24 protein-coding genes are annotated in these 24,911 nt (G+C 32.7%); 13 read left to right on the top strand and 11 right to left on the bottom strand.

The window, feature by feature from the left end:
• Nucleotides 1–192: 192 nt before the first annotated feature.
• The 3 genes from A5893_RS06195 to A5893_RS06185 form a co-directional block, all read right to left on the bottom strand.
• Nucleotides 193–1,734 carry a YifB family Mg chelatase-like AAA ATPase gene (locus A5893_RS06195; RefSeq protein WP_068821685.1) on the bottom strand — a complete coding sequence of 514 codons (1,542 nt, stop codon included), beginning with the start codon at nt 1,732–1,734 and terminating at the stop codon, nt 193–195.
• Nucleotides 1,735–1,832: 98 nt separating this feature from the next.
• Entirely contained in the window at nt 1,833–3,470 is a 1,638-nt protein-coding gene (locus A5893_RS06190) for an amidase (protein ID WP_068821684.1), read from the bottom strand.
• 126 nt (nt 3,471–3,596) lie between these two features.
• Nucleotides 3,597–5,672: a carboxy terminal-processing peptidase gene (locus A5893_RS06185; protein WP_068821683.1), complete on the bottom strand. Its 2,076-nt coding sequence runs from the start codon at nt 5,670–5,672 to the stop codon at nt 3,597–3,599.
• A gap of 232 nt (nt 5,673–5,904) precedes the next feature.
• Here A5893_RS06185 and A5893_RS06180 point away from each other — a divergent pair, with 232 nt between their 5' ends.
• Entirely contained in the window at nt 5,905–6,633 is a 729-nt protein-coding gene (locus A5893_RS06180; protein ID WP_068821682.1) for a tRNA (guanine(46)-N(7))-methyltransferase TrmB, read from the top strand.
• On the opposite strand, the gene A5893_RS06175 is transcribed toward A5893_RS06180, so the two are convergent.
• From A5893_RS06175 to A5893_RS06155, 5 genes are all read right to left on the bottom strand, one after another.
• Nucleotides 6,630–7,007, bottom strand: coding sequence for a hypothetical protein (locus A5893_RS06175; protein WP_068821681.1), 378 nt, complete (start codon nt 7,005–7,007; stop codon nt 6,630–6,632). The two genes, A5893_RS06180 and A5893_RS06175, sit on opposite strands and share 4 nt — an antisense overlap.
• 3 nt (nt 7,008–7,010) lie before the next feature.
• Nucleotides 7,011–8,684, bottom strand: coding sequence for a glycoside hydrolase family 13 protein (locus A5893_RS06170; RefSeq protein WP_068821680.1), 1,674 nt, complete (start codon nt 8,682–8,684; stop codon nt 7,011–7,013).
• A gap of 60 nt (nt 8,685–8,744) precedes the next feature.
• On the bottom strand, nt 8,745–9,707 hold the full coding sequence (locus A5893_RS06165) for an oxygenase MpaB family protein (protein ID WP_068821679.1): 963 nt from the start codon (nt 9,705–9,707) through the stop codon (nt 8,745–8,747).
• Between the two features lie 303 nt (nt 9,708–10,010).
• Entirely contained in the window at nt 10,011–11,453 is a 1,443-nt protein-coding gene (locus A5893_RS06160; RefSeq protein ID WP_068821678.1) for an MFS transporter, read from the bottom strand.
• Nucleotides 11,454–11,459: 6 nt separating this feature from the next.
• Nucleotides 11,460–12,119: a beta/alpha barrel domain-containing protein gene (locus tag A5893_RS06155; protein WP_068821677.1), complete on the bottom strand. Its 660-nt coding sequence runs from the start codon at nt 12,117–12,119 to the stop codon at nt 11,460–11,462.
• A 209-nt stretch (nt 12,120–12,328) separates the two neighbouring features.
• Here A5893_RS06155 and A5893_RS06150 point away from each other — a divergent pair, with 209 nt between their 5' ends.
• The 3 genes from A5893_RS06150 to A5893_RS06140 all read left to right on the top strand — a co-directional run bounded on the left by A5893_RS06150 (nt 12,329) and on the right by A5893_RS06140 (nt 14,882).
• Entirely contained in the window at nt 12,329–13,354 is a 1,026-nt protein-coding gene (locus A5893_RS06150; protein ID WP_068821676.1) for a sugar kinase, read from the top strand.
• A gap of 210 nt (nt 13,355–13,564) precedes the next feature.
• Nucleotides 13,565–14,329: a type I methionyl aminopeptidase gene (gene map, locus A5893_RS06145; RefSeq protein WP_068821675.1), complete on the top strand. Its 765-nt coding sequence runs from the start codon at nt 13,565–13,567 to the stop codon at nt 14,327–14,329.
• A gap of 103 nt (nt 14,330–14,432) precedes the next feature.
• A complete protein-coding gene (locus A5893_RS06140; RefSeq protein WP_068821674.1) occupies nt 14,433–14,882 on the top strand; it encodes a YhcH/YjgK/YiaL family protein in 450 nt (149 codons plus the stop codon).
• Nucleotides 14,883–14,942: 60 nt separating this feature from the next.
• Here the strand turns inward: A5893_RS06140 and A5893_RS06135 are convergent, their stop codons facing one another.
• Nucleotides 14,943–15,587, bottom strand: a complete 645-nt coding sequence (locus A5893_RS06135) for a hypothetical protein (protein WP_068821673.1) — start codon at nt 15,585–15,587, stop codon at nt 14,943–14,945.
• A 112-nt stretch (nt 15,588–15,699) separates the two neighbouring features.
• On the opposite strand from A5893_RS06135, the gene A5893_RS06130 reads away from it, so the two are divergent.
• The 8 genes from A5893_RS06130 to A5893_RS06095 all read left to right on the top strand — a co-directional run bounded on the left by A5893_RS06130 (nt 15,700) and on the right by A5893_RS06095 (nt 22,130).
• Nucleotides 15,700–16,479, top strand: a complete 780-nt coding sequence (locus A5893_RS06130) for an ABC transporter ATP-binding protein (RefSeq protein ID WP_068821672.1) — start codon at nt 15,700–15,702, stop codon at nt 16,477–16,479.
• A gap of 61 nt (nt 16,480–16,540) precedes the next feature.
• The gene (locus A5893_RS06125) at nt 16,541–18,232 is read left to right on the top strand and encodes a hypothetical protein (protein WP_068821671.1); all 1,692 of its coding nucleotides are present in this window, start codon (nt 16,541–16,543) and stop codon (nt 18,230–18,232) included.
• A gap of 89 nt (nt 18,233–18,321) precedes the next feature.
• Nucleotides 18,322–18,555 carry a hypothetical protein gene (locus tag A5893_RS06120; protein WP_068821670.1) on the top strand — a complete coding sequence of 78 codons (234 nt, stop codon included), beginning with the start codon at nt 18,322–18,324 and terminating at the stop codon, nt 18,553–18,555.
• A gap of 5 nt (nt 18,556–18,560) precedes the next feature.
• Nucleotides 18,561–18,932 (top strand): type II toxin-antitoxin system VapC family toxin, encoded by a 372-nt coding sequence (locus A5893_RS06115; protein WP_068821669.1) that lies wholly within the window; start codon nt 18,561–18,563, stop codon nt 18,930–18,932.
• A 22-nt stretch (nt 18,933–18,954) separates the two neighbouring features.
• Nucleotides 18,955–19,473 carry a ribosome maturation factor RimM gene (gene rimM / locus A5893_RS06110; RefSeq protein WP_068821668.1) on the top strand — a complete coding sequence of 173 codons (519 nt, stop codon included), beginning with the start codon at nt 18,955–18,957 and terminating at the stop codon, nt 19,471–19,473.
• A 258-nt stretch (nt 19,474–19,731) separates the two neighbouring features.
• On the top strand, nt 19,732–20,406 hold the full coding sequence (trmD, locus tag A5893_RS06105; RefSeq protein WP_068821667.1) for a tRNA (guanosine(37)-N1)-methyltransferase TrmD: 675 nt from the start codon (nt 19,732–19,734) through the stop codon (nt 20,404–20,406).
• A gap of 139 nt (nt 20,407–20,545) precedes the next feature.
• On the top strand, nt 20,546–20,893 hold the full coding sequence (rplS, locus tag A5893_RS06100) for a 50S ribosomal protein L19 (protein ID WP_068821666.1): 348 nt from the start codon (nt 20,546–20,548) through the stop codon (nt 20,891–20,893).
• 94 nt (nt 20,894–20,987) lie between these two features.
• A complete protein-coding gene (locus A5893_RS06095; RefSeq protein WP_068821665.1) occupies nt 20,988–22,130 on the top strand; it encodes a mechanosensitive ion channel family protein in 1,143 nt (380 codons plus the stop codon).
• Nucleotides 22,131–22,203: 73 nt separating this feature from the next.
• Here the strand turns inward: A5893_RS06095 and A5893_RS18040 are convergent, their stop codons facing one another.
• Together A5893_RS18040 and A5893_RS18035 are read right to left on the bottom strand one after the other, a co-directional pair.
• Complete coding sequence (locus A5893_RS18040) at nt 22,204–22,650, bottom strand: hypothetical protein (protein ID WP_232456816.1); 447 nt, start codon at nt 22,648–22,650, stop codon at nt 22,204–22,206.
• Nucleotides 22,651–22,769: 119 nt separating this feature from the next.
• A complete protein-coding gene (locus A5893_RS18035; RefSeq protein WP_232456815.1) occupies nt 22,770–23,105 on the bottom strand; it encodes a hypothetical protein in 336 nt (111 codons plus the stop codon).
• 253 nt (nt 23,106–23,358) lie between these two features.
• On the opposite strand from A5893_RS18035, the gene A5893_RS06085 reads away from it, so the two are divergent.
• The gene (locus A5893_RS06085) at nt 23,359–24,903 is read left to right on the top strand and encodes a glycoside hydrolase family 10 protein (RefSeq protein WP_068821664.1); all 1,545 of its coding nucleotides are present in this window, start codon (nt 23,359–23,361) and stop codon (nt 24,901–24,903) included.
• The last annotated feature ends 8 nt before the right edge of the window (nt 24,904–24,911 follow it).

Raw genomic sequence — 24,911 nt, 5'->3', positions numbered from 1 at the left:
AGTCATGAATAATTTGATAATTAGCCTATAATTAATTTTTAATCAGAAACTTAATTAACTATTTTTTTCTGCGTTAACGATTGAAACGGCATCCTTTTTTTGCTCTTACCATATTGCAAACAGCAAAAAAAGATACAGTGAAATCCGCCAGCTGGCGGATAAAACGCCCAAATCAATTTATGAACAAAATAACTAACCGGCCCAATTTTCCCTATCTAAACTTCTAAAATGAATAGCTTCGGCTAAATGTTCAATTCCAATTTGTTCGCTTTCTGATAAATCTGCAATGGTACGGGCAACTTTTAAAATACGATCATAAGCTCTTGCGGATAAACCCAATTTTTCCATTGCTTTTTTAAGAAGAATTTGTCCTGCATCGGTGATTTTGCAAATAGCTCTAACCATTTGTGGACTCATTTGGGCATTGCAATAAACGTTTTCAGTTTCTTCAAAACGCTTGGTTTGCATTTCTCTAGCTTTTATAACTCGCTCTCTTACAATCTCACTTTTTTCAGCTTTTCTTTCTGATGATAGCTCATCAAAATTAACTGGGGTAACTTCCACATGTAAATCAATTCTATCCAATAATGGGCCACTAACCTTACTTAAATATTTTTGAACAACACCTGGTCCGCAAACACATTCCTTTTCAGGATGGTTATAATAACCGCATGGGCAAGGATTCATAGCTGCAATTAGCATAAAACTTGCAGGATATTCTACCGACATTCTTGCTCTTGCAATGGTTACCTTTCGTTCTTCTAAAGGTTGGCGCATTACTTCTAAAACCGTTCTTTTAAACTCTGGTAACTCGTCTAAAAATAAAACTCCGTTATGTGCTAAAGATATTTCTCCAGGTTGCGGATTGCCACCACCACCAACTAGAGCAACATCTGAAACTGTGTGATGTGGTGAGCGGAATGGTCTGCGTGTTATTAAGGCATCTGTTGTTGATAATTTACCTGCAACAGAATGGATTTTTGTGGTTTCTAATGCCTCATGTAAGTTTAATGGAGGTAAAATTGTGGGTAATCTTTTGGCTAGCATGGTTTTACCTGCCCCAGGAGGACCAATTAAAATAGCATTATGACCGCCCGCTGCTGCAATTTCTAAAGAACGTTTGATATTTTCTTGTCCTTTTACATCAGCAAAATCTGCATCGTAATTATTGATGGCATGATAAAATTCATCACGAGTGTCAACAATTGTTGGTTTTGGCTTTATTCCGTTCTGGAAAAAATCCACAATTTCTGAAATGTGGCTAATTCCATATACGTCAATTCCGCTTACTATTGCAGCTTCTCTGGCATTTTGTTGTGGTAAAATGAAACCCTTAAATTTGTCTTTTTTTGCCTGGATTGAAATTGGAAGTGCACCTCTTAAAGCCTGAACTTGTCCGTCTAAAGATAGCTCTCCCATTATCAAATAATCGCCAATTTCTTCACTAGGAATTTGACCAGAATCTGCCAGAATACCTGTAGCAATACTTAAATCGTAAGCCGATCCTTCTTTTCTAATATCGGCTGGAGCCATATTTACCACAATTTTCATCCGTGGCATACGCAAACCGCTATTAGTTAAAGCACTTTCTATACGGAGCATACTTTCTTTAACCGCATTGTCTGGTAGCCCAACAATAAAATATTTAGAGATGCCTTTAGAAATATCAACCTCAATGGTAATAGGTATGGCTTCTACACCATAAACTGCACTTCCAAATATTTTTACCGGCATATAGATTTACAATTGTGAACAAAATAACTGATAAGTAAATCTAAATTTATTTTTCGTTTTCTCAATTTATCGTTTGTAAAAACAAGTGATAAAATTTTTTATACTACGCTTTGAATAGCTGTAGGAATAAATTTTGGTGCTTTTCTCATTTTTGTTGCTTGTTCAAAAGCATAGGTAATCTTAATTAATTCTGCTTCTTGATAAGCATTTGCAATAAATGAAATTCCTATTGGCAATTGATGCAGCATGCCCATTGGTAAAGTGATATGAGGGTAACCGGCTGTGGCTGCAGGGCCAGAAAAAGAAAAGCCAGTGCCGTAATCACCATTAATATTGTCAATACATGCAGCTGGCCCATTAGAAATACCGCAGATTGCATCCAATTGGCTATCCTTTAATATACTGCTAATGATCTTTCTTGAGCTTGTGGATTTTATTAAAGCATCTTTATAAGGTTTAGAACTTAAGTCTTCTTTTGCATTGCTACTTTCTAAGGTTTCTTGTTTAAAGTAAGGCATTACAGTTTTTTCGTTGGCTTTGTTAAAGGAAATTACTTCTGCCAGGGTTTTTACTTTTGTATTAGCAGTTGCCAGGTATTTGTTCAAGCCATCTTTAAACTCATATTGTAAAACTTCAAATTCTCCATTATCGCCACCTTCATTAATTTTTTTCAATAATTCAACTTCAATAATTATTGCTCCTTTATCTTTTAAAATTTGAATTGAATCTTTAAAAATGTTAATCACTTCTTGATTCCCACGTCTAAAAAAAGATTTTTCTACACCAATTCTTTTCCCTTTTAAACCTTCAAGAGATAATCCCAAAGTATAATCTGTTTTTGCTTTTCCTTTACTTTCTAAAGTTACTGGGTCGTTGGCATCTAACCCTGCTAAAACACCTAAAAAAATAGCAGCATCTTTAACGGTTCGCCCCATTGGTCCGGCAGTATCTTGTGTTGCAGAAATAGGGATAATTCCTGTTCTGCTTAATAAACCTACCGTAGGTTTAATCCCAACTAATCCGTTCATAGAAGATGGAGAAGTTATAGAGCCATCTGTTTCGGTACCAATACCTATCACACAAAAATTTGCAGCAACTGCGGCACCCGTTCCTGCACTAGATCCTGATGGATTTCTATCTAAAATATAAGGCATTCTGGTTTGCCCGCCACGGCTGCTCCATCCGCTAGTAGATTTTGAGGATTTAAAATTTGCCCATTCGCTTAAGTTTGTTTTACCTAATAAAACCGCACCAGCATTTCTTAATTGTTGAACTATAAATGCATCTTTACTAGCTATGTTCCCTATCAATGCTGTTGCGCCAGCAGTTGTCATCATCTTATCTCCTGTATCAATATTATCTTTTATCAAGACAGGAATTCCATGCATTCTACTTCTTATTTTACCGTTTTTACGCTCATCATCCATTTGTTTGGCAATTTTTATGGCATCTGGATTAAGTTCTATTACCGCATTTAATAAAGGTCCTTTTTTATCCATTTTGGCAATCCTTTTTAAATACATCTCGGTAATGGTTTTGGATGTCAGTTTACCTTTCTCCATTTTTTCTTGTAGTTGATCTATCGTGATTTCATTGAGTTCGAAATCATCTGCAAATACATCATCAGAAGCTTGATTAACTTTCTCCTTTGCCTGTAATAAGAATGATGTTGAGGCTAAAGCGGTACTGGCTGCTGCTGCAACTGAAGTACTAAATATAAATTTTCTTCTATTCATTAATAACTTAGTTAAATTTTGCCAAAATAAATTTCAATTTAAGTATTTTCAAACATTTTACAGATGATAAAACAAAAAAAAGCCCGAATAAATTCGAGCTTTTCTATTTTATGGGAATTTTAAGATTTAAAATTTCACATTTTTCACAATTTTTGGGTCAGCAATATAATCAGTCAAAATTTTCATTGATTCATCTTGCATAAAATCAAAATTATCTTCTTTAGTTGGTTTTGATGCCCCTTTAACTAAAGCTGGTAAGCCTCTTAATTTTCTTAAATCGTTGTCACGTTTAAAATTTTTATCTTCTTGCTCATCACGTTGTTTTTTCAAAGCAACCTCATTTAATGGCAAAGCTGTTTCTGTCTCTCTCTTTTTAAACTCTTGAATATCTTGCAATAGATATTCATAATCTTTACTGGTTTTCATCCTAAGGTTATGCAATTGATTTAATTCTGAAATTGTAGTTTTTAAATCTGCAATCTTAGTATAGTTACTGCTTTTAATGGTATCAAATGGTAAAGCAGACGGCTCTGAACTCTCTCCATATTTATCTGCAGGGAAAACAGTTGGAAATAAAATATCAGGTATTACTCCTTTATGTTGTGTTGAATTACCATTAATGCGATAAAACTTGCCCATAGTTAAATTAATCTGATCGTTCTTATCGGCAAATTTAGAATCTATCCTTTTCATGGCAATGGCAGATTGAACTGTTCCTTTTCCATAAGTTGTATTTCCAATAATTACACCTCTTCCGTAATCCTGAATTGCACCTGCAAAAATCTCGGAAGCAGAAGCGCTAAATCTATCAGTCATGATGGCTAATGGTCCGCTCCAACTTACGGATGCGTCTTCATCAGAATCTACCTCAACTTTACCCCTATAATCTTTAACTTGCACAACAGGACCTTTAGTTATAAATAAACCTGTTAAATCTATTGCTTCTGTTAATGAACCACCACCATTAGTTCTTAAATCAATAATAACTCCATCAACATTTTCTTTTTTCAATGAATCTAAAATTAATCTCACATCTCTAGTGGTAGATTTATAATTAGGATCTCCGGCTTGCATTGCCGCCCAATCAGCGTAAAAAGCGGGGATTTCAATAATGCCATAGTTATAAGTTTTCCCATCCTTTGTTACTGATTTTATTTTTTTCTGTACAGATTGATCCTCAAGAATTATTTTATCGCGAACAATAGAAACTAATTTTGGAGTTGCAGATAAATCTTGGTCTTTAGATAGAATTTTTAATCTAACTGTAGTTCCTTTTTTTCCTCTAATCAATTCAATGGCATTGTCAATCCTCCATCCTACTATATCCACAAAATCTTCTGTTCCTTGAGCAACACCAATAATTTTATCATCAATTTTTAATTGTTTTATTTTATCTGCTGGCCCACCTGGCACTACACTTTTTATAGTAACAAATTCATTTTCAGATGCTAAAGTTGCTCCAATTCCTTCTAATGACCTTGCCATATCAATTGTGAAATTAGCGGCATTTGCTGGATTAAAATAACTGGTATGCGGATCAATTGCGCTTGTAAAGGCAGTCATAATGACTTGAAAAGCATCCTGATTATTGATTTTTTTTGATTGAGATATAAGGTTATCGTACCTTTTTTTAAGTGTTGCATTAATAAGTGAATCTTTTTGCTTAGAAAGTTTCAGGTTCAAAACATCATACTTCACTTTATTTTCCCAGGATTGGTTGCTTTCTTCCAAATTCTTGAAATAATCAAGCTTTTCCCGATCATATACGTAAGAATCATTTTTGGTGTAGTCAAAATTCTTTTCCAATTCCTTTAAAGAAAATGCCATTCTTTCATTATATCGTTTTTGATAAACATTAAACATATAAAATGCAGCAGTTAAATCTCCACTTTTCATATCATCATCAAAAGTTTTACGATATTTTTCAAAGTCTTGAACATCAGAAGCTAGGAAGTAACTTTTATTTCCATCCAATCCCTTTAAGTAATTGTTAAAAATAACTGACCCAATTGAATCATTAAGCGTTATTTTTTTATATCCTAAATTGGCCACCAAATCTGCAATTTCTTTGGTTACCTGAGACTGACGCGGATCTGGTTTTAAGTTGTTAGAACCTGGAACATCTATTCCTACAACTCTTGGTGCTGCAGAACACGCAATAGTGGCTGCTATAAATATTCCTAAAAAAACTTTTTTTAACATAATCTTAAATTTTTCAAACTCTATACTCACGGTTTAGGTAACGTTAATTGTATGCAAATAATACTCCAATAAATAAAAAAAGACAGTTAATTACTGCCTTTTCATGTAACAAGTTTAACTATAAAAAAGATTTAATCAAATGAATAAATCTTTTTATCATTAAACTTACCAAAACTTAACAAATCTGCTTTGATTGTTAATTTTATTGAATGAATATTCTTAAAATTTATTGATGATAAAAAATTATTTAAAAAATTTAATACCAAAAGGATTGCTGCATTTCATTTATGATCTGAAAAACAAAGGAAAGTCGGCAGAAAATATCTTTACAAAAATTTATGATAACAATTATTGGGGCAAAGCTGAGAATGGAAGAAAATATTATTCTGGATCAGGATCTTCAGATGAAAATATTAAATTATATACTAACTTTTTAATCGATTTTATAATTGAAAAAAAATTAAAAACCGTTTTTGAGATTGGTTGTGGTGATTTTACAATAATGGAGAAAGTGCTTAAAGAAACGGATGTAAATTATATTGGTGCAGATGTTGTTAAAAAGTTGATAACCGATTTAAATGACCAAAATCAAAAAGAAAATATTCATTTTATTCATATCAATGCAGTAAATGATAATTATCCTATTGCTGATTTATGTATAATTAGACAGGTTTTACAGCATTTAAATAATCATCAAATTTCAATTATTTTACAAAAAGCCAAAAAGTTTAAATACGTTTTAATTACTGAACATTTACCTTTAAATCCGATGGTTAAAAACGGCAATAAAAATATGGGAGGCTATATTAGACTTCAAAATAAAAAAACTTCAGGTGTTTATTTAGAATCAAATCCTTTTAGTTTGACTGCAAAAACAGTTTTAATCTATGCAAGCGACGAATTAGATTTTAGAGAAAGAATTATACCGGCAATTATGCGAACAAGTTTAATTGAAAATTAGCTTGGAATAAATAAAAACAGAAACAATAACTGCTTTTCATTATCAAGTTCAAAGTCGAAAATTTCGTGTTTTATTAAATCCTTTTTAATTGCAGAACAGCCCCATTCTAATTTTAATTCATAAGCGAAGTTTACTTTACCTTTTTTAAAATCATCAATAAAATGCGCTTCTAAAGTTTTTAGATTTGCAATTGGTCCACCTCCATCTTTATCGTTTAAATCCACTAATATTTGTGAAATGATTTTGTTGTTTTCTGGATTATCAATAAAATTTTTAGTCATTAAATTATTCAAATCTTTAGAATTACCATTCTTGAAAGTTTGATAATCCTTGTTAAAAATTGATATCCCATTCTGAATAATTGAGGTTTTCATGCTCTAAAATTTATAAATACAAGCTTGGTAAGGCTTTAAAATAGCTCCCATATCCATATATAAATAGTTGGATAAAATCAGTTCGGAATTATTTAAGTCATAATCTGTATCAAATTTAGCGTCCACGGAAGTGAAATTTAACAGAACCAGAAACGTTCCATTTTCATCATTTCTGCTGTAAGCGTAAACCGATTTATTGGTAGCATCCAAAAGTTGATACTCCCCATAAATTAAAGTTTTATTATTTTTCCGTAAAGCAATTAAAGATTTAAAATAGCTTAAAATGCTGTCCTTATCATTTTCTTGATATTTTACATTTACTTCTTTGTGATTTGGATTAACCTTCAACCAAGGTTCGCCATCCGTAAAACCTGCATTTTGGCTATCATCCCATTGAAAAGGCGTACGTCCGTTATCTCTGGCTGTGATTTTCTGTGCTGACATAAATCTTTGCAAATCGCCGCCATTAGATGATAAATAATGGTGCATGTTAATACTTTCAATATCTCTGTAATCGGTTATATCATCAAATTTGATATTGGCCATCCCAATTTCATCACCATGAAAAATGAAAGGAGTAGCCCGCATGGTCAATAAAAAAGTGTGCAACATTTTAGCTGATAAATCCCTAAACTCTGGTGCATCATTTCCCCATCTTGTTAACATTCTTGGCTGGTCATGATTTCCCAAATAAATTGTTCCCCAGCCTTTTTCAAAAGCTTTATCCCATTTAGTATAAACTTGTTTAAACTCCAACAAGCTGTAACCATCTGGATGTGGCTCTTTAAAACCATCGGGTGTAAACCCAATTCCCATCCCATCAAAATGGTAAAGCATATCTAATTCTTTTCTATCCGGATTAACAAAAAGATGAACATCTTCAGTATTTACACCAACTCCCTCAGCAATACTTACCCCATTGTATTTGCTTAAAACCTCGCGGTTCATTTCTTTTAAATAATCATGTAGAAATGGTCCATTAGCGTAATAATCTCCAAAACTTCCGTTAAATCTTGCAGGAATTGGAGGGAAAGAAACATCTTTAGAAATAAATGGAACTACATCCATCCTAAAACCATCCACTCCTTTATCAAACCAAAAGCTAAGTACATCATACATTTCTTGACGAAGTTTTGGATTTTCCCAGTTTAAATCTGGTTGTTTAATAGAAAAGTAATGGAGATAATATGCGTCGGTTTTTTCATCGTACCTCCAAGCGTCTCGGTTTACATCAAAAAAACTGAACCTTTCATTTGGTTTACCATTTTCTGCAGGCCACCAATGGTAATAATCCCGGTAAGGATTATCTCTGGATTTTCTAGATTCCTGAAACCAAAAATGCTCATCGCTGCTATGGTTTGGAACTAAATCTAAAATAAGCTTCAATTCTTTTTGATGCATTTGTTTTAGCAATTCATCAAAATCTGACATGGTGCCAAAGTCGGTCATAATGCTTCTATAATCAGAAATATCATAGCCATTATCATCATTAGGGGAAGTGAAAATTGGATTGAGCCAAACCGCATCTACACCTAAACTTTTAATATAATCTAATTTAGAGATAATACCCTGCAAATCGCCAATTCCATCGCCATTGCTGTCTTTAAAGCTTCTTGGATATATCTGATAAATTACGGCTTCTTTCCACCAAGTACTTTCCGAATTATTGCTCATCATGATTTTATGATTTTAAAATATGTTAACCCTTAAAATCCATGCCGCAACTTAATTTGATAATCAGGAGAAACTGGTCTTTAGTTTTAAGAGTTTTCTTTTTGATTCTGAGAAAACTGAAGGAGGTAGGTCAAGAATATTAGCAATTTCATCGCCCAATAAAAATCGCATATAACCAGCAATTTCATCGTTTTTCATTATTTTTTGATCATTTAAGCTATAAAAGCAATCCAATAAAGATTGTGTTAAATGTTTGCCTTCCGGCGAGGATTTGAATTGTCGTTCACTTATTTTTTTGTCGATTACTCTTGCTTCGTCACCGTTTTGGGGTAAGAGTTTTGTGTCGACACCTAGCATCGCACCTACATAACTCCAATATTTAATGTAATCCATTTGCTCTTGATAGCTAACAGAGAAACCCATTTTTCTTAAGCCACGGATTACGATTAAAGAAAATGAAAGGTTGGTGCCTGCCATATCTTCTTGATTTACAGGATAGCCTAAAGAATAATCCCAATCTTGTTTTTTAAGATAAAACCTGGCGGCAGCATGCATTACCCTTACTTTAAAAGCTTGTACTTTACCAGAACCAGATTCTTCCAAAGCATCTTTGTGCATCATTGCGCTTATAAACTCTGCGGTTTCTTCCAAACGTTTATGTACATCTTTGTACATTCTTTCAGTTTGATATAACACCTTTGCACCATCTGCAGCAGCATAGCAATAAGGTAAAGAAAGTAAGCCTAAAAGTTGGAGTATATATTGATTTTTATCGTTGAAAAACTTTTTAGCATTTTCAATTTCTTTTTTAGATGGGGGAATAATTTTATTGAATTCTACATCGAAAAAGGAAGCTTCTGGAATTTGAGATAAGAATAAATCCCAATTGCTGTTTTTAGTGAGTTTTTTGAGCTCAATATTTAATTTCTCACGTTTATTAATATCTGAAAAATAAAGATTTACAAAATCATCAGCAGGTAAATCTCCTTTAGTTCTTAAAAATTCTAAATCTTTATCTGCAACCATATTTTAAATTAATTACTTTCTATTTAAAAGAATAAAAGACGATAAATGTTTCAATTGAATTTACCTTTTAGAATAGTCTTTATCTTAGTTTAAACTAAAGCAATTTTCAGCGATAAATTATTTTAATGTGTTGCGTTAGGGATAGAAGCGGCATCCTTTTTTTGCTTTACTCTCCACCATGCAAATTGCAAAAAAAGATATAGTGTTCCGCCAGCTGGCGTATTAAACGCCCAAATTGTTTTAAACAAAAAAGGAGATTCCTTAACAGAAATCCCCTTTAAGAAAAATATTAATGATAAAAAATTATAAGGTTGTAATAGGTTTATATACGGGAACCAATGCTTTCATCACTACCCAGCCTATTAAATAACAAACAGAACAAATAGAGAAAACAATGAAATATCCTGCTTCTATACCGTGAAAACCCATAAAGGACATTTCTGAGTTTTTACTGTAATCGAATAATAAACCAGCCCCTTTTTGAATAAATGTAGAACCGATACCTCCTGCTAAACCACCAATTCCAACGATTGTTGCTATAGCTTTTTTAGGAAACATGTCTCCTACTGTGGTAAAAATATTAGCTGACCAAGCCTGATGAGCTGCCCCTGCTATACCAATAATAATTATGGGTAACCAATAAGTTAAATGACCTAAAGGTTGTGCAACCATAGCTAATAGAGGGAAAAATGCAAAGATAAGCATGGATCTCATACGACCCACATACGGATTCATCCCTTTCTTTTCTACAAAGTAGGTAGGCAACCAACCTCCAATTATTGATAGCAAAGTGATGGCATAAAGAATAAATAAGGGAAATGCAGCATCTGCTGAGCTTAAATTATATACAGAACTTAAATAAGCTGGAGTCCAAAATAAGAAGAACCACCAAACACCATCAGTCATAAATTTACCAAAAGCAAAAGCCCAAGTTTGTTTGTATTTAAAACATTCTGCAAAAGAAACCTTGTCTGTTGTTTCAGGGATGTAGCCTACAATTTTACTATCGGCAGTAATATCTTGTTGAATATACTCCAATTCTTCTTTAGTAACTCTTTTATGTTTCTCTGGTTTTTCATACATAAAAACCCAAAATCCCATCCATACAAAACCCAATGCTCCAATCACTAAAAAAGCCATTTCCCAACCATAAGCTTCTGCAATAAACGGAACGGTAATAGGTGCGGCTAAAGCGCCGACTGTTGCGCCTGCATTAAAAATACTGGTAGAAAAAGCCCTGTCTTTTTTTGGAAAATACTCGGCGGTGGCTTTTATTGCAGCAGGAAAGTTCCCTGCTTCACCTAAGGCCAAAACAAACCTGGCGAATATGAATAAAGTAACACTAGTAGAAGCCACTAAAGCTGTATTATTAATGCCTTTGATTGTTTCTTTAGCACCTTCAAACCCTACAAACCAATCTCCCGCAATAATTCCTGAAGTTGCAATTCCACAAAAAGCATGTAAACAAGCGCCAACAGACCAAATACCAATTGCCCACAAAAAGCCCTTTTTAGTATCTAGCCAATCTACAAATCTGCCTGCAAACAATAATGAAACTGCATAAAATATTGAGAATAGCGCCGTAATATTACCATAGTCGTTATTTGTCCAACCAAATTCAGGCGCTATAAAATCTTTCCAGGTTAAAGAAAGAACCTGTCTATCTAAATAATTGATAGTTGTGGCAAAAAATAGTAATCCGCAAATGGTCCATCTATATTTACCTACCTTTTCGTTTAATGTCATTATTGGTTATTTAATTGATTGTATTACCGCTAATACCTCTTTGGTATTTTTAGCCAGTTGTTCGTAATCTCCATTATCCATAATGTCTTTGCTAATGAGCTTGCTCCCCATACCCACAGCGCAAACACCGGCTTTAAACCAGCTACTGATATTTTCTTTACTTAAATCTACACCACCTGTTGGCATAAATAACTGACCCCTAAATAAATCTTTAATTGAAGAAATAAATTCTTGTCCTAAAATATTGGCTGGGAAAATCTTGATTAAACCAGCTCCATGTTTTTGGGCTATAGAAATTTCTGTAGGTGTCATACAGCCAGGTATCCAAAGCATATCTGCTTTTTTACAAACCTCTGCAACTTCTGGCGTTACAATTGGGCAAACAATAAAATCTGTTCCGGCATCTATAAAATCTTGTGCTTCTTGTGCTGTTTTAATAGTACCAATACCTAGTTTTAACTCGGGCATAGATTTTTTTGCCACTTCCTTTAACTTCTTAAAGTTAGCTAATGCTTCCTTTCCACGGTTTGTATATTCTATTACTCTTACTCCAGCATCATAAACTGCTTGTGTTATGTCAATACTTTTTTGTTCATCGGCATGAAAAAATAAAGGCAGCATACCTTGATCTGTAATCGCTTTTAAAAGCTGTGATTTGTTATCCATTTTATAATTGGTTTTTATTAAGAGGTAACTAAAATAGGCATTTATAAAAGGTAAAACTACAATAATACACCAATAATCTACGCAATCGTTACCGATGATTTTTTTCCATAAACCTCCATTTTGTTTACATTAAAGTTTAATTTTGAGTAATTTATGTAGCTTGTTATCTACGATAAAACCAATTTTTCATAAAAAATTAAACGAATAAGATGTCTAAAAAAGTAGTAACCCTAGGGGAAATCATGATGAGATTATCTACCCCAGATTTTAAAAGATTTGTACAAAGCGATAGTTTTGATGTAACCTACGGAGGTGGCGAAGCAAACGTTGCCGCTGCTCTTTGTAATTATGGCTTAAACGGAGTTTTTGTTTCTAAAGTGCCAGATACAGCTATTGGACAAGCAGCAATTAACCATTTACGCCGATATGGTGTTGACACTAAATTTGTTGCCAGAGGCGGTAAAAGACTAGGGATTTATTTCCTGGAAACCGGTGCTTCTATGAGGGCTTCTCAAGTAGTTTATGATAGAGCAGATGCTTCTATTTCTGAATGCGATGCTTCTGAATTTGATTGGGATGCAATTTTTGAAGGTGCAGATTGGTTTCATACTACTGGAATTACTCCAGCTTTAAGCGATAGGTCTGCTGCTTTAACTTTAGCTGCCTTAAAAGCTGCAAAAGATAGAGGAATTACTACAAGTATTGATTTAAACTTTCGTAAAAAACTTTGGAGCAAGCAAAAAGCACAACAAGTAATGACAGAACTTTGCCAATATGTTGATGTTTGTATAGGTAACGAGGAAGATGCTGAAACTTGTTTAGGTTTTGTGAGTGCAGGTACAGATGTTACCAAAGGCGAGTTAAATTTAGACGGATTTAAAGATGTTTGTAAGCAAATGAAAGCGAAATTTAATTTCAAATACATTGCTTCTACCTTAAGAGAAAGCCATAGCGCATCTGATAATGGATGGAGTGCATTAGTTTACGATGGCACAGATTTCCATCATACCAAAGAATATAACGTACGTATTGTAGACCGCGTTGGTAGTGGAGATTCATTTGCAAGTGGTTTTATTTATGGTTTAGTAACCGGCAAATCTATGAAAGACGCAGCAGAATTTGGTGTTGCAGCTTCAGCATTAAAACATACAATTCCTGGAGATTTAAATCACGCTACACTTTCTGACGTGGAAGGTTTAGTTGGTGGCGATGGTTCTGGTAGAGTGCAACGTTAATTAGAAGTTCATTGATTCATCAGTCATTAGTTAATGGCAAATAGTCAATGTAGATTAGTAAATATTATGGCGTTTAAACACGCTATCCGCTCATACTGCACAAGGCATTAGCCACAAGCCGGTATCCGCTGCTATCGTTAACGCAAACAAAGTCCATGTTCAATTTTTATTGTTCATGGACTTTTTAGATATTGAGGAAAAATAAAAATTATGTCAATCACAAACGATGCAGAATTAATTGGAATGCAAAAAGTAAGTGAAGCTGTTGCTATCACTTTAAAAGAAATGCGGCATTTTGCTAAGCCAGGTATTTCTACAAAAGAATTGGATAATTATGGTGGACAAATCCTAAATGATTTAGGTGCTAAATCAGCACCATTTTTAACTTATAATTTCCCGGGCTTCACATGTATTAGCGTGGATCATGAGTTTTGCCATGGCATACCATCTGACAAAAGAATACTCAAAGAAGGAGAGTTAATAAATATTGATGTATCAGCAGAATTAAATGGGTTTTGGTCTGATAACGGAGGCTCATTTATTTTAGGAAAAGACATTCATCAACACCAAAAATTAATTGATGCCTCAAAAGAAATCCTATTTAAAACGATAAATAATATTAAGGGTGGCGTTAAAATATCTGATATTGGCTTTTTGATGGAAACTGAGGCAAAGAAACGAGGTTATAAAGTCATCAAGAACCTTACTGGCCATGGCGTAGGAAGAAGTCTTCATGAAGAGCCACATGAAATAGCGAACTATAAAGACAGATTTAACCTAGCCAGATTTAGGAAAAATTCAGTAGTTGCGATAGAAACATTTATTTCAACTGCTTCAACTATTGCAGAAACTTTAGAAGACGGCTGGACAATGGTTGGTAATAAAGGTGGTTTTATGGCACAACATGAACACACAATTATAGTAACAGATGTCAAACCTATTATCTTAACAGAGATGAATGAAATTTGGAATTAGAACCACCAAATCCTAACCATATTTATTAAATAACCCCATAACTAATAAACAAAATTACCACAAATCAAATACATTAACAATCTAACCAATTAACAAAAAAGACATGATCATAGATAAACTAGCGAACGCTGAAAAATACACATCACTTCATCCGCTTTTCTCAAAAGCTTTAGAATACATCAACTCTACAGATTTAGATGCCATTGAAGATGGAAAATATGAAATTTCTGAAGGATTAAAATCCATTGTTTCCACCAAAATCGGAATGACAGCACAAGAATCTGAAGCGAAATTTGAATGCCACAACAATAACATTGATATTCAAATTTGTATTAAAGGAAATGAAACTTTTGGATGGAAATCTAGAAACGATTGTACCAAACCAAAAGGCGATTACAATCCAGAAAAAGACGTATTGTTCTTTAATGATGAACCATCTATGCATTTTACTTTAAACAGCGGAGAATTTGTGATTTTTTATCCAGAAGATGTTCATGCGCCAATGATTGGGGAAGATGAAATAAAAAAAATGGTGATTAAGGTTAAGAAGTAATTCTCCTAAAGCAAAAAGAACTTCTAAATTTAGAAGCTCTTTTTGTTTAGATTTAATGGCTTAAATACTATAAGGGAAGTTTCTGCTAATTTTTCTCATCATTCTTTCGACCAAATCATCAGTTGATGACATAATATTATCATCCATCGTTTTAAAGAATCTCCAAAGTAATTCTCCATCTTTCCCATTGTTTAATGTTAAAACAGAAGTTCCAGATCCTGTTTTTCCTCCTAAACCACCTAATAAAACTGCAGAAGCAATTGCTCCGCCTTCAGATTTTGATTGCTCGGATTCAAATGTTCCTCCAATAACAGCATCGACACCCAAAACTTTTGCAATTTCATCTTTAGTAAATTCATCTAGCTTATCAAGCATTCCAGCCTTTCTCAAAAGAATATTAGTTTTGTCAACGTCTTGAAAGTCAACAGTATATTTTCCGCCTTTTCTTAAAAGGAAAGTATACATACTACTTTGAATTGATGTTGACATTGATTTCTCTTGATCTCTATTTGCTTCTACATTAAAGTTTTTAGGTTGTTTTCTATATTTAATAGAAACTTTAAAAGGTAAAATCGCAACTATTTTATGCTTGCTAATTTCCTCTTTTAATTTTGGACTTTCAAAAACTTGTTTTGCAGATTCTTGGGCGTTTGAGGTTAAAGCTATACCTAGTATAACTGTTAACATAAATAAATATTTTTTCATTCTGTTTGTGGTTCGGTGAAAGTATGGAAATAATAATTAAGAAGAAAAAAATACCTATAATTACGTTACTGATTAACGTTTAATCTTTAAATTTAAACCTTTAAATCAACTTATGGAAAATACGCAGCAGCCCATTATCAGTATAAAGAATCTTAGAAAAAACTATGGGGAGAAACAGGTTTTAAAAGGTATTAATTTGGATATTTATCCCGGACAAGTGATTGGATATATTGGTCCTAATGGAGCAGGAAAATCTACTACAGTCAAAATTTTAACGGGTTTGATCAGCGAATTTGAAGGTGATGTTTTTATGTATGATCAAAATATCAAAGATGATATCATCAGCATAAAAAGCCAAATTGGTTACGTACCAGAAAATGCCGAGATATATGATGTGCTTACTCCTTTAGAATATTTAGATTTTATTGGCAAACTGTACGGAATGGAGGAGGATGAAATCGCTACAAGAGCTACTAAACTTTTAACAGCATTTGGAATTGGTGCTAATGCAGACCAACGTATGGACACTTTCTCTAAAGGGATGCGCCAAAAGGTTTTATTGATTTCTGGAATTATCCATAATCCAAAAATCATCATTTTAGATGAACCACTTTCTGGATTAGATGCCAATGCGGTAATTATGGTTAAAGAACTCATTTCTTTAATGGCCAAAGAAGGTAAAACGATCTTTTATTGCTCGCACATGATGGACGTTGTGGAAAAAGTTTCTGACAGAATATTATTAATTAATAATGGAGAAATTGTTGCAAACGGCACTTTCGAAGAATTAAAAGCTGGCGGTGACCAAACTCTAGAAAAGATTTTTGCTAAGCTTACCGGCAAAGAAGAAGGCAATAAAGATGCAGCAGATGTATTGAGTGCATTGAATTAAATTAGATTTACACTCCTGTAACTTTTTACTTTCTACTTTAAACTTTTTACTTCTAAAAAAAATGTTCAATAGATATATCATCAACTTTGTTCTTCTGTTTAAACCCTTATTTAAAAAATTTGGAGTTGACCCAGAGCAATTAAGAATTATTTTAACCATCAAGATGAAAATGGACGATCGCCGTCCGAATGTTTATAACCAACAAAGGCAAAAAAAGAAAAAAGAGGTTAATAATGCCAGCTGGTTAGTCATGTTTTTTCTTGGATTAACAGGTTTGTTTTTCACGTTTTTATTGGCATCGTTAAAACAACCTTTCTTGGCACATACCATATATTTTTCAGCCTTTATGGTGATGTTGGCCGTTACGCTAATCTCAGATTTTACCAATGTATTGATTGATGTTAGGGATAATTACATCATTTTGCCCCGCCCGGTTTCTGATAGAACTTTTACCATTTCACGTATTTTACACATTGGTATCCATACCGCTAAAATGGCTTTTGCGATTTCTATTTCTGGTGTAATCTATTCTTTTATTGGCGAAGGAATTATCTCGGGTTTAGTATTTATAATTGAAGTCTTAATCGCCACAACGCTCAGTATATTTTTCGTAAACATTACTTATTTAATCGTTTTAAAAATAACGAGTCCACAAAAGTTTAAAGATTTCATCTCCTACTTTCAAATCTTTTTATCTATACTGATTTTTGCAGCATATTATACATTACCACGTTTAATAGAATCTAGCATCTTAAAAGGTATTGACCTCACCCAAGCTAGAATATTAATGGTTGTCCCATCATATTGGTTGGCTGCACTGCATGAGTTGGTTGTTAATATAAAAGCTGCTCAAATAGCTACTTATATTTATGCAGCTTTGGCAATTTTATCTCCGGTAATTTCACTGTATTTAGTTGTAAAAGTTTTAGCTCCAGGTTTTAATCAAAAATTATCTTCTATAAGTGCCAGCGGCGATGATGGTGTAATTGTAACATCAGAGGGAAAAGGCGCATCAAAAGGTTTCATGAATTCTATTGCTAAAAAAATCGCTCCTCATCCTTTAGAAAATGCTGGATTTAAAATTACCTGGTTATTATCTTCACGCTACCGCGATTTTAAGGTAAAAGTTTATCCATCTTTTGCTTATGTACCTGTGTATTTTGTGTACTTCGGGTTTATTAATAAAAAAGGTGGAAGCTTATCTGAAAATTGGAATAATTTATTGGAAGGAAGGATGTATATTTTACTGATGTATTTAACAAGTTTTGTATTAACCACTGTTTTGCAACACATTAGCATGACGGAGAAATATAAAGCTTCTTGGGTGTTTTTTACTACACCGCATAACGAGCCGGGAAGAATATTAGCTGGAATGTTTAAAGCAGTTGTTGTGAAATATTACCTCCCGTATTTTACTGCAATAGGGGCTTTTAGTATATTTTTTTGGGGGCCAGCCGTAATTAACGATTTAATATTAGTTTTTATGGTGGGTACACTATACGGTTTGTTAGTAGCACTTTTTCAAGTAAAAGGATTTCCATTCTCACAACCTCCCAACAATCAAAAAGGAGGGAAAATGTTTATCACATTTTTAATTATGGCAGTACCTGCAGCCTTAGGTTTTTTACATTATTGGGCTGCACAATGGGAAATTGCCATTTGGATAGCCGCCTCAATTATGACTATTATTACTCTGGTTTCCTTTAACTATTACCGTAAAGAAAGTTGGGAAAGTATGGAATTGGCTGATTAAACGGTTTATATCTGTTATAACCAAAACAATTTTTAATGATATATTTACAAATAATATCTAGTAGAAAAAATCATTTAATCTGATTAGCAATGATAAAAACTATAATAATTCCAAAAGATAATCACATAGATTTGATCGTTCCTGATAACTACATTGGTAAAGAAATTGAAATTTTGCTTTACAGTAAAGAAGAAGTGACAAGTGAGAAGTCAAATAAAAGCATGAAAGATTTTTGGGGAAAGTTAAGTGACACAACTAGTATTGATTTACAAAAGCAAGTTGTTAATGGCAGAGATGAATGGCAGAAAAAATTTGAGAATTAAAATTGATGTATTTATTAGATACCAATACAGTTATAGATTTTTGTAATTCTAAATTACCAGAAAAATCTAAAAATTTACTTTTTGAAATACAGCCAAATCTATCTGTTATTACCCAAATAGAACTTTTTGCCAGTACCAAAATCTCTGAAAAAGAGAGAAATATATTAACTGATTTTGTAAATTTTTCTAACGTTTACAGTAATATAGATACTTCAATTGTTGATAAAACTATAGAAATTAGGCAACTTTATAAAACAAAGCTACCAGATGCAATTATTGCGGCAACAGCTATAATTAATAATTTGATTTTGATTACTAGAAATATTGAGGATTTTAAAGGAATTAATAAGTTGCAAATACTAAACCCTCATCAATAATTCTATTACCTCTTCTTATAAAATGGATAATTATTTTGAGATTGGTTACATCACTAAAACACGTGGTTTAAAAGGTGAGGTTCAGGTTTCCTTTACTTTTGATGAACCTGAAAAACTGAAGATTAAATCTGTGTTTATTGAGATAAATAAAAAACTAGTGCCTTATTTTGTAGATAATTTTAAGATCCCTATGCCGCAAATTGGCTATTTCAATTTTGAGGATATTGATCATATTGAAAAAGCGCAATTGCTCACTAAAAAGAAAATATTTTTACCAAATAGGCTAAAACCTAAGCGTGAAAAAGGAGCTTTTTTTTATTCAGATTTAATTGGCTTTACAGCCGAGGATTTGCAGAAAGGGAAAATAGGAGAGATTTTAGAAGTACAAGAATTTCCACAACAGTTTTTGGCTACCATTCATTATCAAGAAAAAGATATTTTGATTCCTTTAAATGAAGCTTTTATTTTAGATATAGATATGAAAAAGAAATTAATGAAGCTTGATTTACCAGATGGTTTATTGGAATTATACTTGGATTAGATAGGTTACAATTAGCATTTAGATATTAAATTTATAATAAGTCCCAAATCCTATTAATCTAAAATCTTGTAAATCAAGATTCAGAAATTTATTTATCATTATAGGTTTTACGTTAGGGATTGAAGCGGCAGCTTTTTTATTTTTCACAAAAAACTATATCCGCCAGCTGGCGGACCGACCCTTGCGAAGCTTGGGGAACGTCCAAATATTAAATTACGAATAATAATTACTCATCAACAAATAAATTCATAAAATAAAATGCGTTTCGATATCATTACTGTTTTACCTGGCTTGTTAGAAAGTCCTTTTGCACATTCAATTTTGCAACGGGCGCAAAAAAAAGGTATTGCAGAAATTGTTGTCCATAATTTACGAGAATACTCTACACAAAAGCAACGCAGCGTAGATGATTATCCTTACGGTGGTGGCAGTGGAATGGTAATGCAGATTGCTCCTTTTGCAGCCTGTATTGAAAAACTGAAGAGTGAGAGAGATTATGATGAGGTTATTTTCATGTCGCCTGATGGGAAAACTTTAAACCAAGCCATGGCAAATCAGCTTTCGGGCTTAACAAATGTGATTATACTTTGCGGGCATTATAAAGGAATTGACCAGCGCATTAGAGATATTTTTGTTACCAAAGAGATTTCTGTAGGAGATTATGTGCTTTCTGGAGGCGAATTACCCTCAGCAATTGTTGTTGATGCTGTTGTAAGATTGATTCCTGGCGTTTTAAACGATGAAACTTCTGCCCTTTCGGATTCTTTTCAGGATGATTTATTGGATGCACCTGTTTACACTCGCCCTGCAGATTGGAATGGACATAAAGTTCCTGATATTTTATTGAGCGGCGACCAGGCAAAAATTGAAATCTGGCGGCATGATGAAGCATTAAAAAGAACGCAGGATCGAAGACCAGATTTATTAGAATAATAGCTCCTGAGAAAAAATATTTATAAGATTTTTATAATTTTCAAATTTGACTTTCATTTGTAAAAATTATTCCCTAATATTGCACTCCGAAATTTAAGGAACGATAATCATTTTTTTATCGTTTAAATCTCAAGAAATCATGGATTTAGTAAAATTTGTAGAAGAACAAACCATCGCAAAACCATCTCACCCTTCATTTAAGGCTGGAGATACTATTACTGTACATTATAAAATTAAAGAGGGTGTTAAAGAGCGTATTCAGCTTTACCAAGGTGTTGTAATTCAAAGAAATAGTCAAAACGCTACCGAAACTTTTACAGTTCGTAAAATGTCTAACGGTATTGGTGTTGAACGTATTTTTCCTTTCAACTCTCCAAACATTGCAAAAATAGATGTGAATAGTGTTGGTAAAGTAAGAAGAGCAAAATTGTTTTACTTACGTGAACTTACCGGAAAAGCTGCTCGTATTAAATCTAAAAGAGTTTAATAAAATCAAAATATTTTCAAAAGCCTTCCGATTATCCTCGGGAGGTTTTTTTGTTTAATGATTTTTAAATAAATTAGAACATAACAATTTAATTATGGATTCATCCTTTCTTAATCAAATAGTTTTAGGTAACAGCATTAAAAATTATTTATTATTTATAAGCATTATCTTATTTGGTCTGTTCTTAAAAAAGATAGTTTCTAAGATGCTTAGTAAATTAATTTTTACATTATTTAAAAACTTCGCAAAACAAAGTAAGGCTAATAAATTTGTTGAGTTATTATTTGGCCCGCTACAGCTTCTTATTATGGTTATTGTTTTTTACGTAGCCGTAAATCAGCTTGATTATCCATTAAACGAGATAATCTTTAAAAGAACCATTAACAAATCAGTCTACACAATAACCATTATTAATGTTTTAGACAAGATTTTCATTTTCCTAATCATCTATTCTGCGTTTAAAATTTTATTGAGGGTAATTGACTTTGTATCCCACGTTTTTGAATATAGAGCGAGTTTAACCGAATCTAAAACAGATGACCAATTAGTTCCATTTTTAAGAGAGCTTTTCAAAATTATTACCATCATTTTTGGAGTTTTCTTTGTGATGGGTGCCGTATTTGATTTAAACGTTGCCACAATAATTGCTGGTTTAGGGATTGGAGGCTTGGCTATTGCATTAGCAGCCCAAGATACCTTGCAAAACTTATTAGGCTCATTTACAATTTTTGCGGATAAACCTTTTATAGTGGGTGATTTGGTACATGTTGCCGGCTATGATGCTGTGGTAGAAAAAGTGGGCTTTAGAAGTACTGTTGTGCGCACCTTAGATAAAACTTTAGTAATTATCCCAAATAAAAAAATGATAGATAGCCCTTTAGAAAACTTAACATTAAGAAATTTAAGAAGGGTAAAATTTAATGTGGGCGTTTTATATGGAACATCAGAAGCTAAATTAAGGACTATAACCGAGCAAATTAAAGGCTATATTGATGAACACCATGAAACCAGTATGGACACCTTGGTTACATTTGATGCTTTTGGAGATTCGTCCTTAAACATACAAGTACTCTATTATATTGAAATTGTGGATTATGCCATTTATATGAAAATTAAAGAAGAGATTAATTATAAGGTGATGGAAATTATATTAAATAATGGAGCAGATTTCGCCTTCCCTTCCAGAACTCTTTATCATAAATTTAATGATGAGGGCATAAGAATAAATAAAGAGTAAGATTAAATGGTATAAAAAAAAGCCAATCAGAATATGATTTCTGATTGGCTTTTTTATGTTTTTTAAAATAATGCTATCTCAAATTAAATGAGCTTCTGCCCATTGTATAACCATCTGCATATAAAATTACAGAGTAAGTACCTATTTCAAAATTATTTCTGTTAGTCCAATCTAAAGTAAAAGTTTTAGCTTCTCCATTAAATTCTACCGCAGTTTTATAAGTATACTGCAAATCCTGGCCGTTTGCATTAAATGATCCGCCTTCACCAATAATTAAATTGCCAGCCGGATCTAAAACCCTCATGTAAATATCATGATTTCCTTTTTCTGCAATAGGATTTGTACTTATGGTAAACATCACTTTAATTTTTTGAGCAGTATTTGCCTTTGTTACATCGGTTTCTTTTCCACTGCTTTTAATTCTGAAAGCACCAATCTGTATCTGAGAGGTTTTTAAAGCTGCCCCAGCTTTTACTTTTGTATATAAAGAATCGTTAGTCCTGCTTAAATTATCAGCCAATTGTTTAACATTACTTACTGTAGTTTTTAAACTATCCCTTTCACCTGTTAAAGCTGCATTTCTCTTTGTTAATTCGTCAATATCGTTTGTGTATTTGCCTACAAAATATCTTAATTGTTTTACATCTTCTCTGGCTTTAGAAAGTTGCCGGCGGTTAAGGTTCCTTTACTTAATGCGATTTTTAATTGAGCGATTTTTGCTTTTAGTTCATCATCTTTCGCTTTAAGATCCGTAGAAAGTTCTGTGGTAGAATTATTAGCCTGCTCTAACTCCGTCTCTAGTTTTTCTAATTCTGTAGTAAGTGCAGTTTTTTCATCGCTTACGGTAACAATTCTCTGGTCCGATTTATTTTTTTGAAAGTATAAATAAACATTAGTACCTAGCAATGCAACGATAACTGCTATCAAAAAATAAATTTTATTAGTATCTCTTTTCTTTTGTTCTTGATTTTCCATTTTAGTTATTTGGTGTAAAATTTAAAAATTTTGATAATAAAAATAATTCAATCACGATATTATATAAAATTTACTGAAAAGTAATAAAATTTAATTTTAATGTCTTATTAAAAACCGATATTTCTAAAACGCTCATAAATCAATTATCATATTAATATCACAAATAAAAAACTGTTACCAACTATACACATCACCATTACCTCTACAAAGAAAAACTATCTTTGCAGTTTCATTATAAATTGATATTCTATTCATGAAAAAACATTTTTTTTTATACGCATTAATCTTATCATTAATTGCAAATGTTAATGCTCAAACCATCAATTCTCCTAAAAGAGAGTTTAGGGGCGTGTGGGTTGCAACAGTTGTAAATATTGATTGGCCAAGTAAACAAGGCTTAACCACCGCCCAGCAAAAGCAAGAATTTGTAACTTTATTAGATAAGCATAAACAAGAAGGGATTAATGCCATCATGTTTCAAATAAGACCTGCCACCGATGCTTTTTATGCGAAAACAGACGAACCTTGGTCGCAATATTTAACCGGTAAACAAGGTCAAGCGCCTAATCCTTTTTACGATCCTTTGCAGTTTGCAATAGAAGAATGCCACAAAAGAGGAATGGAATTACATGCATGGTTTAATCCCTATCGGGCAACTTTTGATGGCAATGAAGCTAAGATAGTTTTTAATCACATTACTAAAACTAAACCCGAATGGTTTTTTAAATACGATGGAAAAAAACTTTTTAATCCTGGAATACCAGAGGTAAGGACATATATTAATAAAGTAATTACCAATGTAGTTGATAATTATGACATTGATGGAGTACATTTTGATGATTATTTCTATCCTTATGCAGTTAAAGGTCAGTATATTAATGATGTTGAAACATTCAACAAATATAATAATGGCATAGCCGATATTAAAGATTGGAGACGTTATAATGTTGATGAATTAATTAAAGAATTAAACGATAGTATTCATGCTCACAAAAAATACGTGAAATTTGGAGTGAGTCCTTTCGGTATTTGGAAAAATAAAAGCCAAGACCCAGAAGGTTCAATTAGTTATGGGGGAGATTCTTATTATGGTATTTATGCCGATGCTAGAAAATGGGTTAAAGAAGGTTGGGTAGATTATTTAAATCCCCAAATTTATTGGGCTTTTGAAACTAAGGCGGCACCCTACGGCAATTTAGTAGATTGGTGGAGCAATAATACTTATGGTAGACATTTGTATATTGGACATGGGGCTTATAAGGTTAATGCAACAAATGAATTGGTTTGGAAAAATCCTCAACAATTAGGTCGTCAGATTAAATATAACAGAAATAATCCTAGAGTGCAGGGGAGTGTTTTCTTTAGTTCTAAATCATTAACTAATAACCCATTAGGCATAAGCGATACCTTATCAAATAACTATTATAAAAATCCTGCTTTACCTCCACTAATGCTTTGGTTAGATTCAGTTGCACCAAATCCGCCACAAAATTTATTAGCTATCCAAGATGATAAGGGTGTTTTATTAAGCTGGAAATTACCTTTAAAAGCTAAAGATGGAGATAGGGCTTATGGCTTTGTAATCTATCGTTTTGAAAAAGATATGGAAGTGGATATTACTCAGACTAGTAATATTAAAAAAGTATATTATGGAGATATTACTTCTTTTGAAGATACAACTGTAGAAAAAAACAAAACTTATAATTATGTAATTACTACACTGGATAGGGTTAAAAATGAGAGTGAGCCTTCAATAGCTGCAACCATAACTTTAAAACAGAATATTTTTACCAACTAAATAAGTTT

This window comes from Pedobacter psychrophilus (assembly GCF_001652725.1).
Taxonomy (GTDB): Bacteria; Bacteroidota; Bacteroidia; order Sphingobacteriales; family Sphingobacteriaceae; genus Pseudopedobacter; species Pseudopedobacter psychrophilus.
The sequence above is the reverse complement of the archived record's forward strand: the minus strand, read 5'-3'. Positions and strand labels throughout refer to the sequence as shown.

Excerpts from the sequence above, each read along its gene's own strand:
- A5893_RS06150 (WP_068821676.1), top strand. The coding sequence starts at position 12,329 with ATGTCTAAAAAAGTAGTAACCCTAGGGGAAATCATGATGAGATTATCT.
- A5893_RS06085 (WP_068821664.1), top strand. The coding sequence starts at position 23,359 with ATGAAAAAACATTTTTTTTTATACGCATTAATCTTATCATTAATTGCA.
- A5893_RS06140 (WP_068821674.1), top strand. The coding sequence starts at position 14,433 with ATGATCATAGATAAACTAGCGAACGCTGAAAAATACACATCACTTCAT.
- A5893_RS18035 (WP_232456815.1), bottom strand. The coding sequence starts at position 23,105 with ATGGAAAATCAAGAACAAAAGAAAAGAGATACTAATAAAATTTATTTT.
- A5893_RS06135 (WP_068821673.1), bottom strand. The coding sequence starts at position 15,587 with ATGAAAAAATATTTATTTATGTTAACAGTTATACTAGGTATAGCTTTA.
- A5893_RS06160 (WP_068821678.1), bottom strand. The coding sequence starts at position 11,453 with ATGACATTAAACGAAAAGGTAGGTAAATATAGATGGACCATTTGCGGA.
- A5893_RS06165 (WP_068821679.1), bottom strand. The coding sequence starts at position 9,707 with ATGGTTGCAGATAAAGATTTAGAATTTTTAAGAACTAAAGGAGATTTA.
- A5893_RS06190 (WP_068821684.1), bottom strand. The coding sequence starts at position 3,470 with ATGAATAGAAGAAAATTTATATTTAGTACTTCAGTTGCAGCAGCAGCC.
- A5893_RS06170 (WP_068821680.1), bottom strand. The coding sequence starts at position 8,684 with ATGATGAGCAATAATTCGGAAAGTACTTGGTGGAAAGAAGCCGTAATT.
- trmD (WP_068821667.1), top strand. The coding sequence starts at position 19,732 with ATGCGTTTCGATATCATTACTGTTTTACCTGGCTTGTTAGAAAGTCCT.
- rplS (WP_068821666.1), top strand. The coding sequence starts at position 20,546 with ATGGATTTAGTAAAATTTGTAGAAGAACAAACCATCGCAAAACCATCT.
- A5893_RS06115 (WP_068821669.1), top strand. The coding sequence starts at position 18,561 with ATGTATTTATTAGATACCAATACAGTTATAGATTTTTGTAATTCTAAA.
- A5893_RS06155 (WP_068821677.1), bottom strand. The coding sequence starts at position 12,119 with ATGGATAACAAATCACAGCTTTTAAAAGCGATTACAGATCAAGGTATG.
- A5893_RS06195 (WP_068821685.1), bottom strand. The coding sequence starts at position 1,734 with ATGCCGGTAAAAATATTTGGAAGTGCAGTTTATGGTGTAGAAGCCATA.
- map (WP_068821675.1), top strand. The coding sequence starts at position 13,565 with ATGTCAATCACAAACGATGCAGAATTAATTGGAATGCAAAAAGTAAGT.
- A5893_RS06180 (WP_068821682.1), top strand. The coding sequence starts at position 5,905 with ATGATAAAAAATTATTTAAAAAATTTAATACCAAAAGGATTGCTGCAT.
- A5893_RS06185 (WP_068821683.1), bottom strand. The coding sequence starts at position 5,672 with ATGTTAAAAAAAGTTTTTTTAGGAATATTTATAGCAGCCACTATTGCG.
- A5893_RS06130 (WP_068821672.1), top strand. The coding sequence starts at position 15,700 with ATGGAAAATACGCAGCAGCCCATTATCAGTATAAAGAATCTTAGAAAA.
- rimM (WP_068821668.1), top strand. The coding sequence starts at position 18,955 with ATGGATAATTATTTTGAGATTGGTTACATCACTAAAACACGTGGTTTA.
- A5893_RS06095 (WP_068821665.1), top strand. The coding sequence starts at position 20,988 with ATGGATTCATCCTTTCTTAATCAAATAGTTTTAGGTAACAGCATTAAA.
- A5893_RS06125 (WP_068821671.1), top strand. The coding sequence starts at position 16,541 with ATGTTCAATAGATATATCATCAACTTTGTTCTTCTGTTTAAACCCTTA.
- A5893_RS06120 (WP_068821670.1), top strand. The coding sequence starts at position 18,322 with ATGATAAAAACTATAATAATTCCAAAAGATAATCACATAGATTTGATC.
- A5893_RS06175 (WP_068821681.1), bottom strand. The coding sequence starts at position 7,007 with ATGAAAACCTCAATTATTCAGAATGGGATATCAATTTTTAACAAGGAT.